At 63.2% G+C, this 21,856-nt stretch carries 17 protein-coding genes and 1 pseudogene; 12 read left to right on the top strand and 6 right to left on the bottom strand.

Features of this window, described 5'->3' with window-relative positions:
- Positions 1 to 67 precede the first annotated feature (67 nt).
- The gene (locus HCN50_RS02615; protein ID WP_210264770.1) at positions 68 to 1,030 is read left to right on the top strand and encodes a DMT family transporter; all 963 of its coding nucleotides are present in this window, start codon (positions 68 to 70) and stop codon (positions 1,028 to 1,030) included.
- A gap of 19 nt (positions 1,031 to 1,049) precedes the next feature.
- Here the strand turns inward: HCN50_RS02615 and HCN50_RS02610 are convergent, their stop codons facing one another.
- Both HCN50_RS02610 and HCN50_RS02605 read right to left on the bottom strand, forming a co-directional pair.
- On the bottom strand, positions 1,050 to 2,201 hold the full coding sequence (locus HCN50_RS02610) for a DJ-1/PfpI family protein (protein ID WP_171708040.1): 1,152 nt from the start codon (positions 2,199 to 2,201) through the stop codon (positions 1,050 to 1,052).
- A gap of 860 nt (positions 2,202 to 3,061) precedes the next feature.
- Complete coding sequence (locus HCN50_RS02605; protein ID WP_171708039.1) at positions 3,062 to 3,523, bottom strand: Lrp/AsnC family transcriptional regulator; 462 nt, start codon at positions 3,521 to 3,523, stop codon at positions 3,062 to 3,064.
- A gap of 137 nt (positions 3,524 to 3,660) precedes the next feature.
- Here HCN50_RS02605 and HCN50_RS02600 point away from each other — a divergent pair, with 137 nt between their 5' ends.
- Together HCN50_RS02600 and HCN50_RS02595 are read left to right on the top strand one after the other, a co-directional pair.
- Positions 3,661 to 6,027: a thiamine pyrophosphate-binding protein gene (locus tag HCN50_RS02600; protein WP_171708038.1), complete on the top strand. Its 2,367-nt coding sequence runs from the start codon at positions 3,661 to 3,663 to the stop codon at positions 6,025 to 6,027.
- Positions 6,028 to 6,218: 191 nt separating this feature from the next.
- Positions 6,219 to 7,649: an aldehyde dehydrogenase family protein gene (locus HCN50_RS02595; protein WP_171708037.1), complete on the top strand. Its 1,431-nt coding sequence runs from the start codon at positions 6,219 to 6,221 to the stop codon at positions 7,647 to 7,649.
- 433 nt (positions 7,650 to 8,082) lie between these two features.
- Here the strand turns inward: HCN50_RS02595 and HCN50_RS02590 are convergent, their stop codons facing one another.
- Entirely contained in the window at positions 8,083 to 9,051 is a 969-nt protein-coding gene (locus HCN50_RS02590; protein WP_171708036.1) for an SMP-30/gluconolactonase/LRE family protein, read from the bottom strand.
- A gap of 93 nt (positions 9,052 to 9,144) precedes the next feature.
- Between HCN50_RS02590 and HCN50_RS02585 the strand changes: the two genes are divergently transcribed.
- On the top strand, positions 9,145 to 9,963 hold the full coding sequence (locus HCN50_RS02585; protein WP_171708035.1) for an NAD-dependent epimerase/dehydratase family protein: 819 nt from the start codon (positions 9,145 to 9,147) through the stop codon (positions 9,961 to 9,963).
- A gap of 125 nt (positions 9,964 to 10,088) precedes the next feature.
- Positions 10,089 to 11,795, top strand: coding sequence for an IlvD/Edd family dehydratase (locus HCN50_RS02580; protein ID WP_171708034.1), 1,707 nt, complete (start codon positions 10,089 to 10,091; stop codon positions 11,793 to 11,795).
- A 135-nt stretch (positions 11,796 to 11,930) separates the two neighbouring features.
- Here the strand turns inward: HCN50_RS02580 and HCN50_RS02575 are convergent, their stop codons facing one another.
- Entirely contained in the window at positions 11,931 to 12,728 is a 798-nt protein-coding gene (locus tag HCN50_RS02575; protein ID WP_171708033.1) for an enoyl-CoA hydratase/isomerase family protein, read from the bottom strand.
- 271 nt (positions 12,729 to 12,999) lie between these two features.
- Between HCN50_RS02575 and HCN50_RS02570 the strand changes: the two genes are divergently transcribed.
- Both HCN50_RS02570 and HCN50_RS33370 read left to right on the top strand, forming a co-directional pair.
- Entirely contained in the window at positions 13,000 to 14,220 is a 1,221-nt protein-coding gene (locus HCN50_RS02570) for an NAD(P)/FAD-dependent oxidoreductase (protein WP_171708032.1), read from the top strand.
- A 194-nt stretch (positions 14,221 to 14,414) separates the two neighbouring features.
- Positions 14,415 to 14,577: pseudogene (locus HCN50_RS33370) on the top strand (ABC transporter substrate-binding protein); the annotation flags it as partial.
- Here HCN50_RS33370 and HCN50_RS02560 read toward each other — a convergent pair.
- Together HCN50_RS02560 and HCN50_RS02555 are read right to left on the bottom strand one after the other, a co-directional pair.
- The gene (locus HCN50_RS02560) at positions 14,577 to 15,488 is read right to left on the bottom strand and encodes a ribokinase (RefSeq protein WP_171708031.1); all 912 of its coding nucleotides are present in this window, start codon (positions 15,486 to 15,488) and stop codon (positions 14,577 to 14,579) included. The pseudogene HCN50_RS33370 and the gene HCN50_RS02560 sit on opposite strands and share 1 nt — an antisense overlap.
- 25 nt (positions 15,489 to 15,513) lie before the next feature.
- Positions 15,514 to 16,407 (bottom strand): sugar kinase, encoded by an 894-nt coding sequence (locus HCN50_RS02555; protein ID WP_171708030.1) that lies wholly within the window; start codon positions 16,405 to 16,407, stop codon positions 15,514 to 15,516.
- Between the two features lie 223 nt (positions 16,408 to 16,630).
- Between HCN50_RS02555 and HCN50_RS33365 the strand changes: the two genes are divergently transcribed.
- The 5 genes from HCN50_RS33365 (at position 16,631) to HCN50_RS02530 (ending at position 21,760) form a co-directional block, all read left to right on the top strand.
- The gene (locus HCN50_RS33365; protein ID WP_171708029.1) at positions 16,631 to 17,890 is read left to right on the top strand and encodes a Glu/Leu/Phe/Val family dehydrogenase; all 1,260 of its coding nucleotides are present in this window, start codon (positions 16,631 to 16,633) and stop codon (positions 17,888 to 17,890) included.
- Positions 17,887 to 18,735 carry a VOC family protein gene (locus HCN50_RS02545; RefSeq protein WP_171708028.1) on the top strand — a complete coding sequence of 283 codons (849 nt, stop codon included), beginning with the start codon at positions 17,887 to 17,889 and terminating at the stop codon, positions 18,733 to 18,735. Before HCN50_RS33365 ends, HCN50_RS02545 begins: the two co-directional genes overlap by 4 nt.
- 294 nt (positions 18,736 to 19,029) lie before the next feature.
- On the top strand, positions 19,030 to 19,689 hold the full coding sequence (locus tag HCN50_RS02540) for a TetR family transcriptional regulator (RefSeq protein ID WP_376700243.1): 660 nt from the start codon (positions 19,030 to 19,032) through the stop codon (positions 19,687 to 19,689).
- Between the two features lie 205 nt (positions 19,690 to 19,894).
- Positions 19,895 to 20,704 carry an ABC transporter permease gene (locus HCN50_RS02535; RefSeq protein WP_171708026.1) on the top strand — a complete coding sequence of 270 codons (810 nt, stop codon included), beginning with the start codon at positions 19,895 to 19,897 and terminating at the stop codon, positions 20,702 to 20,704.
- Positions 20,705 to 20,761: 57 nt separating this feature from the next.
- A complete protein-coding gene (locus HCN50_RS02530; RefSeq protein WP_171708025.1) occupies positions 20,762 to 21,760 on the top strand; it encodes an ABC transporter substrate-binding protein in 999 nt (332 codons plus the stop codon).
- Positions 21,761 to 21,856: the final 96 nt, after the last annotated feature.

Below are 21,856 nucleotides of genomic sequence, written 5' to 3'. Positions count from 1 at the left end.
TCGCCCGATTCGAAATATTGCTGCCTTCGAGATTGCCGTGACACCGCCCCCCGCCGCAGCCGCAAGGCTGGACAGCGCACCCTTAGCTTTTCCCGAGAACAGGACCGCCTCCGCCCGCAAGGCGCCTGCGCGTGCCGACCGCCCGTTCAAGGGCATCGCGCTGGTATTGGCCTCGACCGTGTTTCTCGGCACCTCCGACGTTACCGCGAAATATCTCTCGGCGACGCTGCCCTCGATCGAAATCACCTGGATCCGCTTCCTGGTATTCGCGCTGATCATGACGCCGGCGATGCTGCCGGGTTCGCCGCTGTTTGCGATGCAGACGGGCCGGCTCGGCCTGCATCTCTTGCGCGGCGCGACCATCCTGGGTTCCTCGCTGTTCTTTATCTCCGGCCTGCGGTTCCTGCCGATTGCGGAAGCCTCCGCCACCGGCTTCGTCGCGCCGCTGTTCGTCACCGCGCTATCGATCATCTTTCTCGGCGAGAAGGTCGGCCTGCGCCGCTGGATCGCAACCGCGGTCGGGCTGATCGGCGTGCTCATCATCCTGCGCCCGGGCACCGGCGCGTTCCATCCGGCTGCGTTCTTTCCGCTGGTCTCGGCGCTGGCCTGGGCCTGCACGCTGATCATCACGCGGATGATGAGCGGCACCGAGCGCGCCATGACCGTGATGGCCTATTCGTCGATCGTGGGCCTGTGCATTCTCTCCGCGCTGGTGCCGTTCGTCTGGGTAACGCCGACCTGGCACGACGTCGCTTTCGGCATCCTGATCGGCATCGCCTCGACCGCAGGGCAGTGGATCGTGGTGCTGGCGTTCCGCTATGCCGACGCCTCGGTGCTGGCGCCGTTCTCCTACACGCAATTGCTGTGGGTCAGCGTGCTCGGCTTCTTCATCTTCGGCGAAGTGCCTGACGCCTACACCATCACCGGCGCCGCCTTCATCGTCGCCAGCGGCCTCTACACCGCCCATCGCGAGCGCATCAGGCAATCGCAGCTTCTTTCCGTCTCCGGCGAGCCGTCGCCGAACGCCTGAGCTCCACAAAACAAATCCGTCACTGCGTCGCTCGGCGCCTTGGATATTCGAGCTGCATCGCGACGAAATCGGTCGTGCGGGTGCCATAGCGCGCCCCAATTCCCTGCAGGGCGCCGTCCAATGCTTCCGCGGGCTTACGATCATCAATCGCCGGCAACAGGCGCTCCGCCGGCCAGCTTGCCGCGACCTGATCGGGGTAGATGCGGATGCCGTTGCGACTTTGTCGTACATTCCCGTTGCCGGCGAACGTCACTGCCTGCGATCGATAGGTCCGCGACCATGCGTCTGCAACAAGCGCCAGCGACACTTCGTCGATGCCGTCCTTGAGTTCGATGCCGAGCCGCTCATGGGCCCAGAACGCCGCCGTGTTGCCGATCGCCGTCAGCGCAAACGGCCGTGTGAATTTGAACTCGTCACTCTCGTGGCGCACGTCCCAGTCGGCGAGGCCGATATCGCGGCCGATCGCCCTGGCCTTGTCGCGCCCGGCGATGGCCTCGATCAGTGTCAGCGACATCGGTATCGAGGCCGTAATGCCGGTTGTGGTCGCCACGCCGTCATCGACGACGAGCCGGCGGTCCTCGACATAACGCATCGTGGGATGCTTGCCGCGCAACTCCTTGATGTAATACCAGTGCGTGGTCGCCCGCTTGCCATGCAGCAGCCCGGCATCGCCGACCACCTTGGCACCCGCGCAGACGCCGATGATGATCGCGCCCTTGGCTGATTGGCTCCTGATCCATTGCAGCGCCACCGGATCGTCGTCGCGGCTCATGGCGGGAACCACAACATAGTCGGCGCCGTCGGGATGCTGTGCATCGAACTCCGCAATGGTCGCCTGCGGCTCGACCTTGAGCACCGGAAAGAGCGTGACCGGGCCGGGCGCGGTTGCCAGCGTCACGACGTCGGCGACGTCGGCCCGCCGCAGGATGCCGTAGGGCGTCAGGTAGTCGGTTGTCTCTGTCGCGTCGTTGATGCCGATGATCGTGACCAGCGGGCGCTGCCGCTTCGGCGGCTTCAGCGCCGCGATCGTCGCGTCGCGCTCGTCTTGCGCAATCGGCGGCGGGTTATCGACGGATGGCGCCGCCGGCAGCGAGAAAATCCAGGCTCCGCCGATCAGGGTGGCAAGGGCAACTGCGCCGAGCGCGCTCCACATTACACGTCGCGAATTCATGGTCTGCTGGCTTGCGCCTCACTCATATCCAACCGGTTCCCTTTTACCGCCGCCACGGTTCGCCTGGAATGACGTAAATCCGGCGAAAACGGCCATGGGTTGGGAAACTGCTTGCTCTCCTGTACCGGACGCGGCGCAGCCGTTCCACGATATACGCTTCTGATGTACCGCCCCTTTCCGAAGGTGGATCGAACATCCAGCAATTGCAAAGATCGGCAGGGAGCATAGGCAAATCACTTCTGATTTTCAGAAATTGTGTCAAGCCAGGAATCAACAAGAATCAAAAATATTCCGCTTTCGTTCTCACCCAAATCAGTCGCATAACTGCACCCGTCTCACGGCAGATGAGGGGCGTTGGCCATCGTCACTGACGTGCGGTGAGATGCGATGGACGCTGATGGCGCGATAGACGTACGCGCTTGAAGCGTACGGCGAAGTCGTGTGGTTCGGGCGCCGCGGTGCTGGCGTTAAGTCATGTGGAAGCGTGGCGACGGAGGCAAAAGAGCCGTTCTCCGGGGAGAGCACGAAGTAAGCCGTAAAGCCATTGCGCAGGGAAGGCCGGGATGCTCCCGCTGTACCTGTATGCTCGTGTGCGTGCTTTTTGCGCATAGTTGCACACGAGACCGCGGGTGCGGCGTGCACCCGGTCTTCCCTGCGCCCTCTGAATGCGAGGGCGGGAAGCTTCCAGCAAACCTCGGACAGTTCATGTCGCGAGATCGCCGTCTCATATTCAGTCGTCATCCCCGCGACGGCGGGGATCCAGTATTCCAGAGACGCCAGTGATTGAACCGAGAAGCCGCAGCGTACCGGATCCCCGCCTTCGCGGGGACGACAGTCGAGGTTGTGGCGCTACCTCCACATCACACCGGCAGCGCGATCGAATACTTCACCTGGCTCAGCGCAAAGCTCGACTCGATCGAGGCGATGCCGTCGAGCCGGGTCAGCTTGTTCTTCAGGAACGCTTCGTAGGAGGACAGATCAGCCGCGACTACGCGGAGGAGATAGTCGCGGTTGCCGGTCATCAGATAGCACTCCAGCACCTCGTCCCATTTCGAGATCGCTTTCGCAAACCGGTTGAGGTCCTCCTCCTTCTGCCGCGCCAGCTTGATCGAGATGAAAACGCTGACATGCAGGCCGAGCGACTTCTGGTCGACGGTTGCGATGTAGCGCGTGATCACGCCGCGCTCTTCCAGAAGCTTGACCCGGCGATGGCACGGCGACACGGACAGGCCGACCCTGTCGGCAAGCTCCTGCATGGTCATGCGGCTGTCGGATTGCAGCAGGCTGAGGATCTTGCGGTCAATGGCGTCGAGAGCGGGCATTAGGATGAACTCATGGTTTGGAGGCTAACGATAGTAAATTATCCCAATATTGCGCGGTATGTCGCAGGAAATTGAGAATTTTGGTAGCTCGCCGCCCGCTAAAATCGGCGCATAATCAATGCCTCCGGAGCACGGCCATGCCGATCGAGCCCGCACGCCTGGAAATGCTGACCGCGCTGGCGCGCAAGGTGTTGTGGCTGTCGTCATGGACGATCCATCACGCCAACCATGTCAGGCCCAATACGGACGGGCTCAAGGTCGGCGGTCATCAGGCCTCGTCCGCCTCGCTCGCCAACATCATGTCGGCGCTGTACTTCTCGGTGCTGCGTCCGCAGGATCGCGTCGCGGTAAAGCCGCATGCGAGCCCGGTATTTCACGCCATCCAGTATCTGTTCGGAAACCAGACGCGCGAGAAGCTGGAGAATTTCCGCGGCTACAAGGGTGCGCAATCCTATCCCTCCCGCACCAAGGATGCCGACGACGTCGACTTCTCTACCGGCTCCGTCGGCCTCGGCGTGGCGCAGACGCTGTTCTCCTCGCTGGTGCAGGATTACGTCACAGCGCATGGCTGGATGAAGGAGCGGTCCGAGGGGCGCATGATTGCACTCGTCGGCGACGCCGAGATGGACGAGGGCAACATTTTCGAGGCGTTGCTGGAGGGCTGGAAGCACGCCCTGCGCAATACCTGGTGGGTCGTCGATTATAACCGCCAGAGCCTGGACGCCGTCGTGCGCGAAGGGCTGTGGGCGAAGTTCGAGACGATGTTTCGCAATTTCGGCTGGGAGGTCGTGATCGTGAAATACGGCCGCCTGATGCAGGCAGCGTTCGCCGAGCCCGGCGGCGAGGCGTTGCGGCGCTGGATCGATAATTGTCCGAACCAGATGTATGCCGCGCTGTGCTTTCAAGGCGGCGCGGCCTTCCGCAAGCATCTGCAGGACGACATTGGCGACCAGGGGAAGGTGTCGCAACTGATCGACCGGCGCAGCGATGACGAATTGCTGGCGCTGATGTCCAATCTCGGTGGCCACGACATGGCCAGCATGATCGAGGCCTTCGAGTCAATCGATCACGACCGGCCGGTCTGCTTCATCGCCTACACCATCAAAGGCGTCGGCCTGCCGATGCAGGGCCACAAGGACAACCACGCCGGCTTGATGACGGTGGCGCAGATGGAAAAGTGGCGCGCGGCGCAGAACATTCGCCCCGGCCATGAGTGGGACAAGTTCGAAGGTCTGTCGCAGCCGCCGGCCGAGCTCGAAGCATTTTTGGCGGCAGCGCCCTTCAACCAGGAAGGCCGCCGCCGGCTAACCGCGCCTGTCATCGAGGTGCCCGAACGGCTCGCCTTCAAGCCGGCGGCGCAGATGTCGACGCAGCAGGGCTTTGGACTGGTGCTCAATGAACTGGCGCGCGGCGATACGGAACTAGCCGCGCGGATCGTGACCGCGTCGCCGGATGTCACCGTGTCGACCAATCTCGGCGCGTGGGTGAACCGCCGCGGGCTGTTTGCGAAGGCGGAGAACCACGATCTGTTCCGGCAGGAGAAGATCCCGTCCGCCTACACCTGGGAATTCTCGCCGAAGGGCCAGCATTTCGAGCTCGGCATCGCCGAGATGAACCTCTTCATCATGCTCTCGGCGCTGGGGCTCTCGCATCAGATCAATGGCGAGCGGTTGCTGCCGGTCGGCACGTTGTACGATCCCTTCATCGAGCGCGGCCTCGATGCGCTGAACTATGCCTGTTATCAGGACGCGCGCTTCATGGTGGCGGCGACGCCGTCCGGCATCACGCTGGCGCCGGAAGGCGGCGCGCACCAGTCGATCGCAACGCCCCTGATCGGGATGGCGCAGGACGGGCTGGCCTCGTTCGAACCCGCCTTCGTCGATGAACTCGCCGTGATCATGGGATGGGGTTTTCATCACATGCAGCGCGAAGGCGGCGAGGGCGGCTCGGTCTATTTGCGGCTCTCGACCCGCACGGTCGATCAGGCGCAGCGGATCATGACGCCGGAGCTGCAGCGCAGCATCACCGAGGGCGCCTACTGGCTGCGCGAGCCGGGGCCGAATTGCGACGTCGTAATCGCCTATACCGGGGCGGTGGCGCCGGAGGCAATCGAGGCGGTGGGCTTCATCGGCGAAAGCCACCGCGATGTCGGTTTACTGGCAATAACCTCGGCCGACCGGCTGCATGCCGGATGGTCCGCCGCGCGGAATTTGCGGCGCGACCGCCGGGGCGTGCAGCATCTGAGCCATATCGAAAAGTTGTTGGCGCCGCTCGGCCGCGACTGCGGCGTCGTGACCGTTATCGACGGCCATCCTGCCGCGCTTGGCTGGCTCGGCAGCGTCCGCGGCCACCGCGTCGAGGCGCTCGGCGTCGAGCAGTTCGGCCAGACCGGCACCATTGCCGACCTCTACCGCCACTACGGCATCGACGCCAACGCCATCATCGATGCCGCGGAAAGCCTGACGGTCGGCGCGCCGGTGCGGCACAGGAAGATGGCGGTGTGATTTACCCTCCCGTGGAGGGGACGGTAACAGGAGTACACCTTGCTACACCAACGTCCCCGTCCTTATATCCAGCGCCTGCCGCATCGCGGCAGCCCGCAGATGGCGGGTTCAACTGCTCCGGCTTTCGTGCAAGGATGCCTGCCGAACGCTTCCGTTCCGCCCTCCATTGCTTCGAGATAAAGAGGTTTCCGATGGTCAATCGCATGCAATTCTACATCGATGGCGCCTGGGTTGATCCCGTCGTCAAGAAGTCCACGCCTGTCGTCAATCCGGCGACCGAAGAAGCGATGTATGAAGTTGCGCTCGGCTCGAAGGCCGACCTCGACAAGGCCGTTGCCGCCGCCAAGCGCGCCTTCGTGACTTACTCGCAGACCAGCCGGGAAGAGCGCATCGCGCTGCTGGAAAAGATTATTGAAATCTACAAAGGCCGCATGAAGGAGATCGGTGCGGCCGTGTCGGACGAGATGGGCGCACCGTTGCCGATGGCCGAGCGGCTGCAGGCCGGCGCCGGCCTCGGCCACATCGCCTCCACGCTTGAGGTGCTGAAGAACTATCATTTCGAGGAGACGCTTCCCTCGGCCGTCGTCGTGCGCGAACCGGTCGGCGTCGTCGGCATGATCACGCCGTGGAATTGGCCGCTCAATCAGATCGCCTGCAAGGTCGCGCCCGCGCTCGCCGCCGGCTGCACGATGATCCTCAAGCCCTCGGAATTCACCCCGACCTCGGCGTTGATCTTCGCCGAAATCCTGCATGAAGCGGGCGTGCCGAAGGGCGTGTTCAACCTGATCAACGGCCTCGGCCCCGAGGTCGGTGCCGCGATGGCCGAGCATCCCGACATCGACATGATCTCGTTCACCGGCTCGACCCGCGCCGGCGTCGACGTCGCCAAGCGCGCGGCGCCCACGGTGAAGCGCGTCAGCCAGGAGCTCGGCGGCAAGTCGCCGAACGTCATCCTCGAAGGCGCCGACCTCACCAAGGCCGTCACTGGTGGCGTCATGCATATGTTCAACAACTCCGGACAGTCGTGCAACGCACCGTCGCGGATGATCGTGCCGCTGTCGAAGATGAAGGAAGTCGCTGCCATCGCCAAGGGCGTCGCCGACAAGACCAAGGCCGGCGATCCCCGGGCCGAAGGCACCACCATCGGCCCAGTTGTCAACCGCGGCCAGTGGGACAAGATCCAGGCGCTGATCAAGAAGGGCATCGACGAAGGCGCGACCCTCGTCGCCGGCGGTCCCGGCCTCCCCGAAGGCGTCAACAAGGGCTTCTACGTTCGCCCGACCGTCTTCGCCGACGTCACCAACGACATGACGATCGCGCGCGAAGAAATCTTCGGACCGGTGCTGACCATCATCGGCGCCAAGGATGAAGCCGATGCGGTCAGGATCGCCAACGACACGCCCTATGGTCTCGCCGGTTACGTCACGGGCGATACGGTGGAAAGCGCGCGGCGCGTCGCTCGGCAAATTCGCGCCGGCAACGTCAATCTGCAGGGCGTGCCGAACGACCGCACTGCGCCGTTCGGTGGCTACAAGCAGTCCGGCAACGGCCGCGAATGGGGCAAGTACGGCCTTGAGGAATATCTCGAGGTGAAGGCGGTCGCCGGCTACAACGCAGCGTAATCGATGCGGCGCTCGCGCCGCTCGTGAAAGGTGCCGGCCGCGGAACCGCGGCCGGCATTTTTTGACCAGAATCGTCGGCTGGCTGAAGCCAGCGTCAACGTGCGGCTGACACGGCTGCGACGCAAATAAGAAAATGCGGAGGATGCCCATGAAGAAAATTGCCGTTGCGCTTGTCGCGCTGTTGCCGCTGGCTGATTCAATGAGTATGCAGCAACGCTGGAAAAGGTGTTCGAAGACGCGCTTGTCAACCAGGCCGTCGACGCGCAGGAGAAGAAGGGTTGAGTAGGCGAGTCTCTGACATCCTGTCGTCCCGGACAAGCGAGCGCTAGCGAGCGCCGATCCGGGACCCATAACCACAGGAAGTCGTTTTGCAAAGCCTGGTGCTCCAGCCTGCTCCAACAACTCCGGGACGACAGCGGGTGCGCGCGGAAACCTATCCCCCCGGCGCGCCCTGCGTATTCACATAGAGCGCGTAGATCGACTGGCTCGCGGCCATGAACAGGCGGTTGCGCTTCAATCCGCCGAAGCAGAGATTGGCGCAGCGCTCTGGTAGCGCGATGCGGCCGATCATGACGCCATCAGGGGCGAACACCACGACGCCGTCGAGTTCCGGATCGCCCATGCCCCAGCCGCACCAGAGATTGCCGTCGATGTCTATTCGAAACCCGTCCGGCGTGCCCGGTCCGGCATCGACAAACACGCGCTTGTCGGAAAGCTTGTCGCCGGAAGGCGAAACGTCATAGGCGAGAATCTTGCGGTTGGGCACGCCGCGGGACTCGATGATATAGAGGATTTTTTCATCCGGCGAGAAAGCGAGGCCATTCGGCCCCAGCACGCCTTCGGCAACGATCGTGGCTTTGCCGGTCTGCCCGTCGATGCGGTAGACATTAGCGTCGATCTCGGGCTCGGCCTTGTAGCCCTCGTAATTGCCAAGCAGGCCGAACACCGGGTCGGTGAACCAGATCGAGCCGTCGGACTTCACGACGACATCGTTCGGCGAGTTCAGCCGCTTGCCGTCGAAGGAATCGATCAGCACCGTGATCGACCCGTCATATTCGGTGCGCGTCACGCGACGGCCGCCGTGCTCGCAGGTGACAAGGCGTCCCTGGCGGTCGCGGGTGTTGCCGTTGGCGAAGTTGGACGGCTTGCGGAAGATGCTGACCGCGCCGGTCTCCTCCTCCCACTTGATGATGCGCTGGTTCGGAATGTCACTGCAGAGCAGATACCGCCCATCGCCGAACCACACCGGCCCCTCCGCCCAGCGCAGGCCGGTGGTCAGCCGCTCCACCGCCGACAGCTTGAGCCAATACTTCTCGAAGCGTGGATCGAGGGCGTGGATCGCCGGATCGGGATAATAGGTAGCCGGGCGCCAGTCGGCTGAATGCGATGCTGCATCGGACATTTGCTGTTCTCGTTGGTGCGTTCCCTCTGCGTTTGGGTTAGCTATCATTACCTGCTAATGACCGCAAATCGGTTGCGAGATAAGAGGAACGAAATGCCACGTATATTGATGACCGGCGCCGCCGGCGGGATCGGCACATCCTTGCGCAAGCTGCTGCCGCCGATCTATCCGGATCTGCTGCTGAGCGACCTGAAGGCGCCGGCCGATCTTGGCAAGGACGAGAAGTTCAAGGCCGCCGATCTCGCCGATCTCACCCAGGTCGAGGCAATCTGCGAAGGCATCGACGGCATCCTGCATTTCGGCGGCTACTCCGTCGAAGGCCCATGGGATTCGATCCTGCAATCCAACATCATCGGCGGCTACAACCTGTTCGAGGCCGCACGGAAAAAGGGTGTCAAGCGGGTGGTCTTCGCCTCGTCGAACCACGCGGTCGGCTTCTACCCGCGTCATCACCGGATCGGCACCGACGTCACCGCGCGCCCGGACAGCCGCTACGGCGTCAGCAAGGTGTTCGGCGAGGCGGTCGGGGCGCTCTATGCCGACAAGCACGGACTCGGCGTCACCTGTATCAGGATCGGCAATTTCGGCGAGATGCCGCTGGATCACCGCAGGTTGTCGATCTGGCTGAAGCCGGAGGATCTCGTGCAGCTCTGCCGCATCGGCCTCGAGCATCCTGCCATCCACTTCGAAATCTTCTACGGCGCGTCCTATAACGAGCGCGCCTGGTGGGACAATCACCGCGCTTATGAGCTCGGCTATCGGCCGACCGGCCGGGCAGAGGATTTCCGCGAACACGCCATGGCCGAGCAGGCCAAGCTGAAGCCGGATCCGGTCGGCGATTACTTCCAGGGCGGCACGTTCTGCAGCATGGAGTTCGACGGCGACAAGGACCGGATCATCGACTGGAAGTGAGATATCGAATTGCGCGCCGTGCGCCCTTGCGGCGCCGGCCCGGAAACCATACTGACGATCATATCGTGCCCAGGCCTGATCAGGATGCCCGGGAGCGCCGACGCCTCGAAGACGGGAACAAGAAGATGGCTGACGGACTTCGCAAGGGACTGACGAGCTATGGCGACGCTGGCTTCTCGCTGTTCCTGCGCAAGGCCTTCATCAAGGCGATGGGCTATTCCGACGATGCGCTGAACCGGCCGATCGTCGGCATCACCAATACCTATAGCGACTACAATCCCTGTCACGGCAACGTTCCGCAGATCATCGAAGCGGTGAAGCGCGGCGTGATGCTGTCAGGCGCGATGCCGATGGTGTTCCCGACCATTTCGATCGCCGAGAGCTTCGCCCATCCGACCTCGATGTACCTGCGCAATCTGATGGCGATGGATACTGAGGAGATGATCCGCGCGCAGCCGATGGACGCCGTTGTCGTGATCGGCGGTTGCGACAAGACTTTGCCGGCGCAGATCATGGCCGCGGTCTCTGCCGACCTGCCGACCGTCGTCATTCCGGTAGGGCCGATGGTGGTCGGACATCACAAGGGTGAAGTGTTAGGTGCCTGCACCGATTGCCGGCGTCTGTGGGCGAAATATCGCGCCGGCGAAATCGATGACGATGAGATCGAAGCCGTCAACGGCCGGCTCGCGCCCTCGGTCGGCACCTGCATGGTGATGGGCACCGCGAGCACGATGGCGTGCATCACCGAGGCCCTCGGGCTGTCGCTGCCGATGAGCGCGACGATCCCGGCGCCGCATGCCGAGCGATTTCGCTCGGCGGAAGCGAGCGGCAGGGTCGCGGCTGCCATGGCGAAAGCCAAAGGACCGAAGCCGAGCGAAATCCTGACCCCGGCGGCATTCCGCAACGCGCAGGTCGTGATGCAGGCGATCGGCGGATCGACCAACGGCCTCATCCATCTCACCGCGATCGCCCATCGTTCGCCGCACAAGATCGACCTCGCGACGTTCGACAAGCTCGGCCGCGAGGTGCCGGTGCTGGTTGATCTGAAGCCGTCGGGCGAGCATTACATGGAGCATTTCCATCATGCCGGCGGCGTGCCGAAGCTGATGGCGCAACTCGGCGATCTCATCGATCTCGACGCAAAAACCATCACGGGACAGACCCTTCGCGAGATCGTCGCCGCCGCGGAGGACGTGCCGGGACAGGATGCCATCCGTCCGCGCGACAATCCGATCAAGGCGGAAGGCGCAATGGCGGTGCTGCACGGCAATCTCGCGCCGCGCGGGGCCGTCATCAAGCAATCGGCGGCGAGCCCAAAACTGCTGCAGCATACCGGCCGCGCAGTGGTGTTCGAATCCGTCGAGGACATGACGCTGCGCGTCGACGATCCCGATCTCGACGTCAATGCCGACGACGTGCTGGTGCTGCGCAACGCCGGCCCCAAGGGCGCGCCGGGCATGCCGGAGGCTGGCTACCTGCCGATCCCGAAGAAACTCGCGCGCGGTGGCACCAAGGACATGGTGCGGATATCGGACGCGCGGATGAGCGGAACGGCATTCGGCACCATCGTGCTGCACATCACGCCGGAGTCCGCCGTGGGCGGGCCGCTGGCGCTGGTGAAGAACGGCGACATGATCCGTCTCGACGTCGCAAACCGTAGCATCGACCTACTGATCGACGAGGCGGAGCTCCAGAAGCGCCGAGCGGCGCTTGCGCCGGCCGCGACGCCCGATTGGGCCAGGCGCGGCTACGCGCATTTGTTCAACGAAACCATTCTGCAGGCCGATGAAGGCTGCGACTTCGATTTCATGCGCGGGCAGGGGAAGGATTAGCCTGTGGCGTCATGCCCCCGCGAAGGCGGGGCATCCAGTACACCGAGGCACTGAGATTGGATCGAGAAAGCGCGGCGTACTGGATCATCCGCCTTCGCGGATGATGACAGTTGAGTGCGCGTTACCAGCCAGCCATCACTTCGACTTGCTGGTGAACTTCTTCACCGCAACGCGGAACGCATCGGTCTGCATGGCGTCGATAATCTTTGCTTCCTCGGCGTCGAGCTGCTGCTTGGTCGGCGTCACCGCGGCCTGATAGACCAGCGACTTGGTGCCGGCGATCGCGGCGTGCGGGTTCTGCGCCAGCCGCTCGGCGAATTTGCGCGTCTCGGCCTTCAACTCTGCTGCCGGAACGACGCGGGCGACTAGGCCCCATTCGTAAGCCTGCTGCGCGGTAAAATTGTCCTCGGCCAAGAATATCTGCAGCGCGCGGCGGGTGCCGACGGTGCCGACCATGCCCACCGTGCTGCCGCCATCCGGCGAGACGCCGATCTTGGCGTAGGCCGGCGTGAAACGGGCGTCGTCGGCAGCGATGCAGAGGTCGGTCACGAAGGCGAGCCCCATGCCGGCCCCGGCGGCGGAGCCGTGGACGCTGGAGAGGACGATCTTGGGCATCCGCCGCAGCGTCTGGATGAAGGCATGGTAGTGCTTCAGCAGTTCTCCCACGACGGGCGCGATCGTGTCGTTAGCGGCGGCGGCGCCGATGGTCTGCAGATCGCCGCCGGCGGAGAAAGCGCGGCCTTCGCCCTCGATCACCAGCACCCTTATGTCGTCATTGGCCTCGACCTCCGCGCCAAGCTGCTCCAGTTTTTGCGCGATCGACAGATTGATCGAGTTGAAGGCCGCAGGGCGATTGAGCGTGATCGTGGCAATCGGGCCCTCGATCCTGAGCAGGGCAGGGGCGTCGGCGGCGGTATTATCGGAAGTCGACATGGCAGGGCCTCCGGAGCGCGCGGATGGGCCGGGCATTTAAATAGAGAAGGCAAGAAGTGACAATCCCCACCCGGGCCCGCAAAATCCGGTAACGGCCGTCCTCAGGGCCGCCGACGCCCTTGCGTCTCGTCGTTCCATGAGGTCAGATAGCGCCCGTCATCGTTCGGGACGGACACGAGCGCCGCTTCCAAGGGACGGGACAGGCAAGCCAAAATCACTGGAGAGGAAACGACATGGGCCATTCCCGTGCGCTCGAACGTAGGATCTTGCGATGACGGCAGGACCGGTTGTCATCATTGGCGCCGGCCACGCTGGCTATCAGCTTGCGGCCTCGCTGCGCCAGCACGGCTATTCGGAGCGCATCGCGCTCGTGAATGACGAAGGCCATCTGCCCTATCAGCGGCCGCCGCTGTCCAAGGCCTATTTGAAGGGAACCGGCGGGCCCGACAGCCTGATGTTCCGGCCGGAAAAATTCTATTCCGACCAGAAGATCGACCTGATCTCCGATCGCGCGGTGTCGATCGATCGTGCCGCGCGCAAACTGCTGCTCGCCTCCAGCGCGTCACTCGATTACGGCCATCTGGTGCTGGCGACCGGCGCGCGCAATCGTCTGCTCGATATTCCGAACGCCAATCTCGACAGCGTGCGCTACTTGCGGACGCTCGACGAAAGCCAGTCGCTGCGCGACTACATCACGGCAGGCCAGCGCGTTGTCGTCATCGGCGCCGGATTCATCGGGCTGGAGTTTGCGGCGACGGCGCGGGCCAAGGGCCTCGAAGTCGATGTTGTCGAGCTCGCGCCGCGGGTGATGGCGCGCGCGGTGACTGCGGAAATCTCGGAATACTTTCAATCGCGGCACGCCGCTGCCGGTATCCGGATTCATCTCGGCGTGCAAGTCACGAGCATCGAGAGCGACGGCAGCAAGGTCACCGGTGTGAGCCTCAGCGACGGGCGGCATATCAAAGCCGATTTGATCGTGGTCGGCGTCGGCGTCCTGCCCAACGTGGAGCTGGCGGAGAAGGCGGGGCTGCCGGTCGCGTCGGGTATCATCGTCGATCAGCATCTCCTGACCGCCGATCCCCATATTTCGGCGATCGGCGACTGCGCGCTGTTCGCGAGCCCGCGCTTCGGCGGCTCGCTGCGGCTTGAATCGGTGCAGAACGCGACCGACCACGCGCGCTGCGTTGCGGCCCGTCTGACCGGCGATGCTAAACCCTATGACGGTCTGCCCTGGTTCTGGAGCGACCAGGGGCCGGATAAACTCCAGATCGCGGGACTAACCACCGGCTATGATCGCGTGGTGGTCCGCGGCGATCAGGCCAAAGCCGCGTTCTCCGCCTTTTGCTACAGGGAGGGCCAACTTGTCGGCATCGAGTCCGTCAACCGCGCGGGCGATCACATGTTCGGACGGCGCCTGCTTGCCGCCAACGGCTCGATCACGCCGGAGCAGGCTGCCGATCCCGGCTTCGACCTGAAGAGTGCCCTGATCTAAGTCTTGTGCAGCGTTGGTCTGCTTGCATCTGCCGATCAACTCGGCAACCTTGCCGAACGAAGCACCGTCAAGAATCTCCGGCGGTCAGTTCTCGGAGGGTATATGTCCGGTTGGGCGTGCAATCTCAGGTTAATCAGCGGTGCCATTGTCGTCTTGGCTGCGGCCGGACCCGGCTGCAGCGCATACGGGGCTGATGGGCGCATGTCTATGAGGTCACCGAACCCTACCACACCGAGGCGGCTGTGGGCGGCCGGCGAGATCAAAAAGCGCACCAACGGCCGGTTCGAAATCGAGGTACTTCCGGCTTCGCAACTCGGCAACGAGAACCAACTCAATGAAGGGCTTGGGCTCGGCAGCTAGCCCCGCATCGCCGCCACTTCGGCAGCCGTCGGCATCGACGGCGCGGCGCCCATCCGTTGCACGCAGATCGAGGCGGCGGCATTGGCGTATTCAAGCGCGTCGCGGATTGGCTTTCCATTGGCAAGCTGCGCGGCAAGAGCGCCCACGAAGCAATCGCCGGCGCCGGTGGTGTCCACCGCTTTCACGACACGTCCAGCTATCAGCATGGGCTCGCCGCCGATTAGCGCAAGCACGCCGCGCTTGCCCAGGGTGACGCAGATGATCTTGTCTGAAGCCGTTGGCAGCCGTCGCGCGGCCTCGACAAACCGGACGGGCTCATCGGTATCGTGAAGCTCGGCCTGCGCCAGAAGCCCCAGCTCGGTTTCGTTGAGGATGAGGATGTCGACGAGATCGAGCAGGTCGCGGCCACACGGGCGCGCCGGCGCTGGATTGAGGATGGTGGTCGCCGCGGCCGTGCGCGCCCGCTTGAAGAAGGCGGCGATCGCAGCTTGCGGAATTTCGAACTGGCTAACCGCGACGTCGCCCTTGGCGAGCACGGGGGCGGCGACGTCCTCGGCGCTGACCAACGCATTGGCGCCGGGCACGACGACGATGGTGTTGTCGGCGTCGGCGATGGTGATCACGGCTGTGCCGGTATGGACATCCGCGGTGTCCTTGACCAGCGTGAGATCAACACTTTGGGCGGCGAGAAACTGCCGCAATTGCTGGCCGAATGCATCCGTGCCCAGCCGGCCGATCAGCGTTGACGATGCGCCGAGCTTTGCGACGGCCACCGCCTGGTTGGCGCCCTTGCCGCCCGGAAAGTAGTGCACCTCCTTGCCGGCGACGGTCTCGCCGACCTTGGGATGCCGGTCGGCGGTCGCCACTACATCCATGTTGATGCTGCCGGCGACGAACACGCGCCTCATGCGTAGCAACCCCCCATTCGCTCCTTCAGGCGTGTACCCGAAATTCCCGCGCGATTGCGTCGATGTCGATCAGCGTCGGCAGGCCGGCCTCGTTGCCAAGACGCTGGATCTTGAAGGTCGAGGCTGCGCGCGCAAATTCGAAATGCTCGTTCCAGCTTTTGGCGGAATTGGCGAGATAGGAATAGACATAGGCGCCGTGGAAGACGTCGCCTGCGCCGTTGGTATCGATGACGCGCTCGGCCGGAATCGGAAGCGCCGGAAGACGATGCGTGGCGCCGGTCTCGTCATACCAGAGCAGGCCCTTCTCGCCCATGGTGACGCCGCCGATCCGGCAACCGCGGCTCTTGAGATAATCCAGCATGGCCTCCGGCGTCTTGTCCATCTGCTCGCACAGGCGCTCGGCGACGATGGCAACATCGATGAATTCCAGCAGTTCATGGGTGTTGGTGCGCAGGCCGCCGCCATCGAGCGAGGTCAGGATACCTGCCTCGCGGCAGAGCTTTGCGTAGTGGATGGCAGCGTCCGGCTGGTGACCGTCGACATGCAGCGCGCGACAACCCCTCAAATTCAGCATCGGGAAGGGATGGATATGCTCGTCGTCGCGGCAGCGCACGATGGCGCGCTTGCCGTCTTTCGGCATGATGAATGACAGCGACGAGGAGTTGACCTTCCGCGGATGGATCGAGATTCCGTATTTCGCGCTCATGTCCTGAAACATACGGCCGAGCCAGTCATTGGCGACCGTTGCGATCAGATCAGGCACGATGCCGAGCTTAGCGCAGCAGAACGCTGCCGTGACCGCGTTGCCGCCAAAGGACACCGCGTAGGCGGAGGCCACATGTTTTTCGTCGCCGGTCGGCATGTGGTCGGTGATGAAGGTAACGTCGATATAGGTCTGTCCGATGAAGAGAGCCTGCATTCGTTTTCCGTCATGAGCTGAGGGGTGTCCCGGCCCCGGCGTACACACATTAGCACCGGTTATCGGATGCATTCGCTGAAATTATTCGCAACCGTGCCGTCTTTGCAGCTTGAGATGGGAGTATGAGGAGAATACGACCGTCCTTAGGGACCCTAGGCATACTGCCGTATAACGGCTGACGGCGGCCCGGGTTTCCCGGCGGCGCGACAAAAGTGGAGGGATGATGACCGTTTATTCCGGTCCCGTGTTCGACATGGCGGTTAACCAATTTGGCGTGATCGCCAACCATCTGGAAATCCCGATGGACGAGCGCGACCGCATCCTGATGCCGAAGCGCGCGGTTACTGTCTCTTGTCCGATCCACCGCGACGACGGTACGGTCGCGGTATTCGAAGGCTACCGTGTCCAGCATCATCTCACCCTCGGTCCGACCAAGGGCGGCACGCGGTTTGCACCCTCCGTCGACATCGGCGAGGTCGCGGCGCTCGCGATCTGGATGAGCTGGAAATGCGCCCTTGTCGGCTTGCCCTATGGCGGCGCCAAGGGCGGCGTCAACGTTGATCTCTCCACGATCTCCAAGCGTGAGTTGGAAGGGCTGTCGCGCCGCTACATGCAGGAGATGATTCCCTTTGTCGGTCCGCACACCGACGTCATGGCGCCGGACATGGGCACCAATGAGCAGGTGATGGCCTGGTTCATGGACACCTATTCGATGTATCAGGGCCAAACCGTGACCGAGATCGTCACCGGCAAGCCGGTATCGTCAGGCGGCACGCTCGGCAGGCGCGAGGCGACGGGCCGCGGCGTCGCCTATCTCGCCAGGCGCGTGCTGAAGGAACTGTCGATCAACCCGGCCGGCGCGACCGCCGTGATCCAGGGCTTTGGCAATGTCGGCTCCTACGCGGCGCTGGAATTGCAGCAATATGGGCTGAAGATCATCGCCGTCAGCGATCATACCGGCGCGCTGCATGACCCGGCCGGGCTTGATATTCCCGCCCTGATGCGGCACGCGGCCACGCGTGGCAGCATCGCCGGCTTCTCCAGCGAACTCGCTTTCGATCCCGATCAGCTTCTTACACTGCCCTGCGATGTCCTGGTGCCAGCGGCGATGGAGCGGGTGATCGACGCGAAGGTCGCTGAAAATCTGAAGTGCCGCGTCCTGGCCGAGGGCGCCAACGGCCCGACCACACCGGAAGCCGATCTGGTGCTGGAAAAGCGTCAGGGCGAAGTGTTCCTGATTCCGGACATTCTCTGCAATTCCGGCGGCGTCGTGGTCAGCTATTTCGAATGGGTGCAGGACCTGCAGCAATTGTTCTGGGAGGAAGAGGAAGTGACGCGGCGCGAATATGCGATCCTCGATCGCGCCTTCGACGCCATGCTGCAGCGCGCGAAGGCGGACAAGATTCCACACCGCACCGCGGCGATGGCGATCGGCGTCGAGAAGGTTCGCGCCGCCAAGAATGTGCGGGGACTGTTTCCGTGATTATCGGCCTCGATCATGTCGTCGTTCTCACGGGCGATATCAACGCAGCCTCCGCGGCCTACCAGACCTTGTTTGCTCGCGCGCCGGCCTGGCAGAACAGCGGCGACGGCGCGCAGCGCGTGCTGTTCACGCTCGACAACACCACACTGGAGTTGATAACCCCGAGTGGCGACGGCGCCAATGCCGATCGCATTCGCAGCGTTCTGGCTGCGCAGGGCGAGGGGCTCGCAAGCATCTGCTTTCGAACCAGCGATATCGCCAAAATGCATCGCAGGCTCGACCGGCTGACGCTGAAGCCGGAGGCGATCGCCGAGGTCGAAAGCCGCGACGCAGCTTCAGGCGCCGTGCTGTCATGGAAGCGGACCCGCGCGGCCAGCGAGGCCACCCGCGGTGTCCGCCTGTTCTTCCTCGAACGCGACAAGGAGCGGCCGCTGTCGGTGCGGACGACTCCCGGCTCGATCACGGCGATGGACCATGTCGTGGTCTCGACCTCGGACCCCGAACGCGCCGCCGCCCTCTATGGCGCGCGGCTCGGCCTCGACATGGCGCTGGATCGCTCGCATCCCGATTGGGGCCGGCTGATGTTCTTCCGCTGCGGTGACCTCATTGTCGAGGTGACGCACCGGCCGGGCAGGGAGACGGATACGTCGCAGGACCGGCTGTACGGCCTGTGCTGGCGCGTCGCCGACATCGACGTCACCCATGCGCGGCTGGTTAAATCCGGCGTCGATGTCTCGGAAATCCGCACCGGCCGTAAGCCGGGAACGCGGGTCATGACGGTGCGCGGCGGCACCTGCGGCGTGCCGACCCTGCTGGTGCAGCCGTCCGCGGGGAAGGACGTGTGAGGCTACCCTCCCCTAGAGGGGGAGGGTCGACTCACGTTGAGGGCAGCGAAATGTGAGGCGGGGTGGGATGATCTCTCCGCTCGCACCACTCCTCTGTGGAGAGACTGTCACCCCACCCCCGTATCGCATCTTGCTCCGCGCGATGCGATACGACCCTCCCCCTCCAAGGCAGGGTGAACAACCTTCATTCTCAAAACTTTCGGCGCATGCTACAGCTTGGCTCTATGCGTCCACCGAGCGATTGATTTGGCAAAGGCAAAACGCGTTCAGAAATGGCAGCGTGACCCGGAGGGGATGCGGCTTCGCATTCTCGAGGCCGCCAAGCAGGAATTCGCCGCCCACGGTCTGGCCGGCGCGCGCGTCGATCGCATTGCGGCGAGTGCCGGCGCCAACAAGCGCATGCTGTACTACCATGTCGGCAACAAGGAAGACCTCTACCTCGCGGTTCTGGAAGGCGCCTATGAGAAGATCCGTTCCGAGGAGCGCGAACTCGATCTCGAGCATCTCGATCCGCCGGAAGCGATCGAGCGGCTGATCGATTTCACCTGGAACTATTTCCTCCGCAACCCGGAATTTTTGGCGCTGCTCAATACCGAAAACCTCGCTAAGGCGCGCCATCTGAAGCGCTCGACCAAGGTCAAATCGATGCATTCGCCATTCGTCGAGATGATCCGCACGGTGGTGACGCGGGGTGTCCAAAGCGGCGACTTCCGCGTCGCGGTCGACCCGGTCCAGCTCTACATTTCGATCGCGGCGCTGTGCTTCTTCTACCTCTCCAACAGCGCGACCCTCTCGGTGATCTTCGGCCGCGACCTCCTGAAGAAGGAGGCAAGGGATGAGCGGCTGGCGCATATGGTGGCACTGGTGCTCGCGGCGCTGACCGGCAAATCGACTGCGGATTTCGGCAAGACCGTAGGGCAGGGCATGCGGCCGCCGGCGCATCAGCCGATGTAAGCCGTCGTTCCTGCGAAAGCTGCAACCCATACGCCGCGGCCTTTCGACTTGAGGGTAGTCGTTGATCTTGCTTCGACAATTAACGTTCGTGGTTTAGGGGTTCCTGCGTGCGCAGGAACGACAAAATAGCGCACGAAAACCCGCTTGCCAGTATTTATCCAACGGGTTAATTTCCCATCATAAGACGATCATCAGGGAGCGGAGCGTGGCCGAGGCAAAGCGCGAGAGTGGCGTGGCAAGAGCGCTGAATGCTGCATGGGTGCGGCCGTTTTTGTTCCTGCTCTTCATCGTGGTGGCCTGGGACCTCACCATCCGCTTGTTCCGGATTCCGGCCTATCAGATCCCGGCGCCCGGCGATGTCGTGGCGGTGTTGCGGACCGAGTGGCCGGAACTGATGCGGCAGGCTTGGCCCACCACCTACGCCACCATCTGCGGCTTCCTGCTGTCGGCGGTGTTCGGCATTCCCGTCGCCATGCTGATCGCGGGATCGAAGACGGTCGAGAGCTATGTCTATCCGCTGCTGGTGTTCTCCCAGTCGGTGCCGAAGATCGCGATCGCGCCGCTGTTCGTGGTGTGGTTCGGCTTCGGCATCATTCCAAAAGTGATCTCGGCGTTCCTGCTCGGATTTTTCCCGGTGGTGGTGTCGGCGGTTCAGGGCTTCAAGTCGGTCGACCCCGACATGGTCGATCTCGCCCGCGCGATGCAGGGCAGCCGCTTCCAGGTGTTTCGCGCGGTCAATCTGCCGCATGCGATGCCGGCGATCTTTTCCGGCCTGAAAGTTTCGGTCACGCTCGCTGTCGTCGGCGCGGTGGTCGGCGAATTCGTCGGCTCCAATTCCGGCATCGGCTATGTGATGCAGCGCTCGATCGGAACGTTCGACCTGCCGACGATGTTCGCTGCGCTGGTAATCCTCGCGCTGCTCGGCGTCGTCCTGTTCTGGGTCGTCGATCGCATCGAGCGCCTGGTGATCCCCTGGCATGTCAGCCAGCGTGACGACATCATTTTTGCTTCCTAAACCAAACCAACAAGCGGCCCGCGCAAGGGCCGCGTCACCATCAAAGGGAGGATAACCATGATACGAGTGACTGCGGCGATTTCGGCCGCTTTGATCTGCACCGCACTTTCGGTGCTTCCGGCATCGGCCGCCGACAAGGTGGTGCTGATGCTGAACTGGTACGTCTATGGCGAGCACGCGCCGTTCTATTACGGCAAGGCCAGGGGCATCTATGCCGCCGAAGGCATCGACCTCGAAATCCAGGAAGGCCGCGGCTCGGCGGCGACCACGCAAGCGGTGGCGGCCAAGACCGCGAATTTCGGCTATGTCGATGTGCCCACCATGATGCGCGCGGCGGTGAAGGGCGCCCCGATCGTCGCCACCGGCGTGCTGCTGCAGACCAGCCCGATGTCGGCGATGGGCTTTGTCGAAAAGAACATCAAGAAGCCTGAAGATATCAAAGGCAAGACGGTGGCGATCACGCCGGCCGACTCGATGACCCAGATCTGGCCGCTGTTTTTGAAGAAGACCGGCCTGAAGGAAAGCGACTTCCAGACGGTCGCGGGCGACGGTCAGACCAAGCTGAACGCCGTCATCAACGGCCAGGCCGATCTCCTGCTCGGCTATGTCATGGACCAGTCGATGAAGATCAAGGACGCCACCGGCAAGGACGTCAACGCGATCAAGTTCGCCGACTACGGCATCAACATGGTCTGCTCGGGCATCGTCGCCAACACCGACTTCGTCAAGGCCAATTCCGATCTCGTCAAGCGCTTTATGTCGGCAACGACGAAAGCGGTCGAAGCCGCGGAGAAGGATCCGAAGGGCGCCGCGCAGTCGATCCTCGACGCCAACCCGAAGGGCGGGAAGATCGAAACGCTGACGCAGGGCTTTGAGCTGACGATCCCGCTCTACCGCACCGCGGAGACCAAGAACAAGCGGCCGTTCCAGGTCACCGACCAGAACATGACTGATACGGTCAATCTGATGGTCGAATATGGCGGGCTGGATGCCAAGGCCAAGGACAATCCGAAAGCGTTCTACACCCACGACTACCTGCCGCAGGGCGGTTCGTGAATACAAGTCGTCATTGGCAATGCGCAGCATCGAACTCCGGTGCGCAATTGCGCACCTGAGAATCTCGAGATTCCGGGTCTGGTCCTTCGGACCATC

This window comes from Bradyrhizobium archetypum (genome assembly GCF_013114835.1).
Classification (GTDB): domain Bacteria; phylum Pseudomonadota; class Alphaproteobacteria; order Rhizobiales; family Xanthobacteraceae; genus Bradyrhizobium; species Bradyrhizobium archetypum.
Note: the sequence above shows the minus strand (reverse complement) of the source record. Positions and strands in the feature narration are given on the sequence as shown.